Raw genomic sequence first — 2,818 nt, 5'->3', positions numbered from 1 at the left:
CAGCGGCCAGACGCGGCTGGAGCCGAGCAAAGAGATTGCAAAGCCCCTCTAACGCCGCAGGTCAGAAAGTGTCCTCTCCGCGCGAGCGGAGGTGTCCCGGAGCCCGACGGCGTCTGGGGCGGCACCACACCGTCCTCTCCGCGCGAGCGGAGGTGTCCCGTCGAACTCGGCGTTGGCCTTGCGCTCGACACGGTCCTCTCCGCGCGAGCGGAGGTGTCCCGATCAATATGTCAGTACCGGATCCGATACTGACGTCTGTCGGTGTGAGGTCTCAGGACTTCCTTGACGGTCTGTCGTCAGGAGATTCTTGACGGTTCTTCTGAGTGCCCATGCCTTTGACGTAGAGCCTGGTGATCGGTCAACGCCTGGTGGGGGCGCTGGTGGTTGTAGGCGTGCACCCAGCCGTCGACGGCTTCCTGGGCCGCGGTCAGGGACTCGAACGGCACCACGTGATCGAGGAACTCTTCGCGCAGGGTGCGGTGGAAGCGCTCGATCTTGCCGGTGGTGGTGGGCGAACGCGGCTTGGTCAGTCGCTGGGTGATGCCGTTGTCCCGGCAGATCCGCTCGAAGAGCACCTCGACCGGCTGGGGGCGGGTATGCCGCCCGGTGAACTGCTTGCCGTTGTCGGTAAGGACCTCGAAGGGCACTCCGTAGCGGCGCATCGCGGCGGTGAAGGCCGAGCAGACCGCGCGGGCGCTGGGCACGGCCACGACGGAGGCGATCACGACGAACCGGGAGTGGTCGTCGATGCCGGTAACCATCTTGCACTCCCGTCCGTCGGCCAGCGGAACACCGCCGACCAGGTCCATCTGCCACAGGTGCATCGGTGCTTCACGCTGCCACCGGCAGTACTTGCGCGGGTGCTGCTGCTCCTGGGCGCGGACCAGGCCGTTGCGGGAGAGAACCCGGTGGACCGTTGCCCGCGACGGTGCCGGCCCCTGCCCGGAGGCGGCCAGTTCGTGGGAGATCCTCCGGGCGCCCCACCGGGGATGCCGGCGGCGCAGCTCGCAGATCTCGGCTTCCACCTCCGACGGCAGGCGCGTGGGACTGTTGCGCGGGCGCCGGGAGCGGTCCTCCAGGCCGGGTATCCCTTCCTGCTCGAACCGCCGCCGCCAGCTGTGCAAGGTCTGGCGCGACGTGCCGTACCGGGCGGCGACCTCACCGATCGGAGAGCCACCGAGCACTTCGCGGACAGCCCGATAGCGGTACTCCACCAGCTGCTGCACATCCACAACCACCGACCGAAGCACCCCAGCCCCACCCGGAGACAGGAGATAGCGGACGTTCAGCCGAACGCGTCAACCATGTCCAGAGTACAAACCGTCAAGCATCACCTGAGACCTCACACCGACAGACGTCCTCTCCGCGCGAGCGGAGGTGTCCCGTTCTTCGGCAAGAGCCTGTGGAGGGGCCTCGCGTCCTCTCCGCGCGAGCGGAGGTGTCCCGTTCTTCGGCAAGAGCCTGTGGAGGGGCCTCGCGTCCTCTCCGCGCGAGCGGATGTTGGTGCCGATCGCGCGGTCGAGCTCGGCGCCACTTGGGGTCCGGCCCTTCGCGTGCTCCTGCTGGAAGTAGGACCACATCGCCTCTTCCGCGCTCTCACCGTTTCTCGAACGGGCTGCGCTGACGGGGCGGGACTCTCGCGGCACGCTCCTCTCGGGGGGCTCAGGAACGCCCGAGGACCGGGCCGCGCTCTCGCTCTCGCGCCCAGAGGCCGGTGTCTCGGTCCCCTCCAGCGTGCCGGCCCTCTCGGCTCGTTCCAGCCGCCCCGCGCCCGTCGCCAGCAGCTCCACCGCGAGCAGCAGTGCCACTGGCGGCCACCCCGCCACCAGGACCGGCTGCCAGGCCAGGCGCGGCGCCGCCGCCACGTTCGCCGCCAGCGACACCGCGATGCCCAGCCCGAACGCCAACCGGATCGCGTACCGGGTACGCCGACGGCCCGCGGCCTGGGGCTGTAGTAGCCCGATAGTCGCCAGCACCAGCAGGCCGTCGACGGACAGCGGCCACAACGATGCTCCCGCCGGGTCGGCACCGCCGTCGAGGGCGAAGGTCCGCTGGTGCTCGTACGAGGCGTACGCCGCAACCGCCGCGACCACGATCGCGCATGCACGCCGCAGCCAGACATCTGAACCGATGCCGACCGACGCCTCCGAAGAGCGCTGCTGCGCGCTCACCTGGACTCACCCCTCGGTCCGTTCTCCGAGCCACGCCGCCGACGCGGTACCTCGACCGTGGCCGAGATCCGAAGGGCGCCCCGCTCTCGCTGGTGCAGGTAGTAGTCCCACATCCTCTGCTCGGCGCTGGCGGCCTTTCGAGTCGACCTCTCGCCTGTCGGGGGCCGGACACCAGGACGGTCCGGCGCAGGCTCTCGGTCCGGCGCGTCCGGAGTCTCGCCCGCGGGGTGAGAACGGGCTGACGCCGTCCCGCCGGTCTCGCTGGGTCCTTGCTGCGCGAGGAGCTCAACCGCGAGGAGCAGGGCGACCGGCGGCCATCCGGCGACGAGGACGGGCTGCCAGGTGAAGCGCGGTGCGGCGGCCACGTTGGCGGCCAGGGAGATCGCGATGCCCAGCACGAAGGCAAGTCGCACCGCGCGACGGGTGCGGTGGCTGGAGTTTTCACCGGGCTTTAGCCGTCCCATAGTTGCCAGAAGCAGCAACCCGTCCACCGACAGCGGCCACAACGCCGCGCCGGCACGATCCGCGCCACCGCGCAGCGCGAACGTCCGCTGGTGCTCGTAGGACGCATACGCCGCAACCGCCGCCACGACCACGGCGCACGCCCGCCTCGACCACCGCTCGGCGCTCACCGCAGTACTCCCGGC

2 protein-coding genes and 1 pseudogene are annotated in these 2,818 nt (G+C 70.2%); all 3 read right to left on the bottom strand.

Going from position 1 to position 2,818, the window contains the following annotated elements; genetic code table 11:
- Positions 1-359: 359 nt before the first annotated feature.
- Positions 360-1,238 (bottom strand): annotated as a pseudogene (locus tag IH54_RS0138500) (IS481 family transposase); the annotation flags it as partial.
- Between the two features lie 60 nt (positions 1,239-1,298).
- Positions 1,299-2,171: a DUF2637 domain-containing protein gene (locus IH54_RS44165; protein ID WP_078862839.1), complete on the bottom strand. Its 873-nt coding sequence runs from the start codon at positions 2,169-2,171 to the stop codon at positions 1,299-1,301.
- The coding region (locus tag IH54_RS44160) for a DUF2637 domain-containing protein (protein WP_107060373.1) at positions 2,168-2,818 on the bottom strand (651 nt) is incomplete at its 5' end. The genes IH54_RS44165 and IH54_RS44160, both read right to left, overlap by 4 nt.

Source organism: Streptomyces sp. NRRL F-5123 (genome assembly GCF_000721495.1).
Lineage (GTDB): Bacteria > Actinomycetota > Actinomycetes > Streptomycetales > Streptomycetaceae > Actinacidiphila.
The sequence above is the reverse complement of the archived record's forward strand: the minus strand, read 5'-3'. Positions and strand labels throughout refer to the sequence as shown.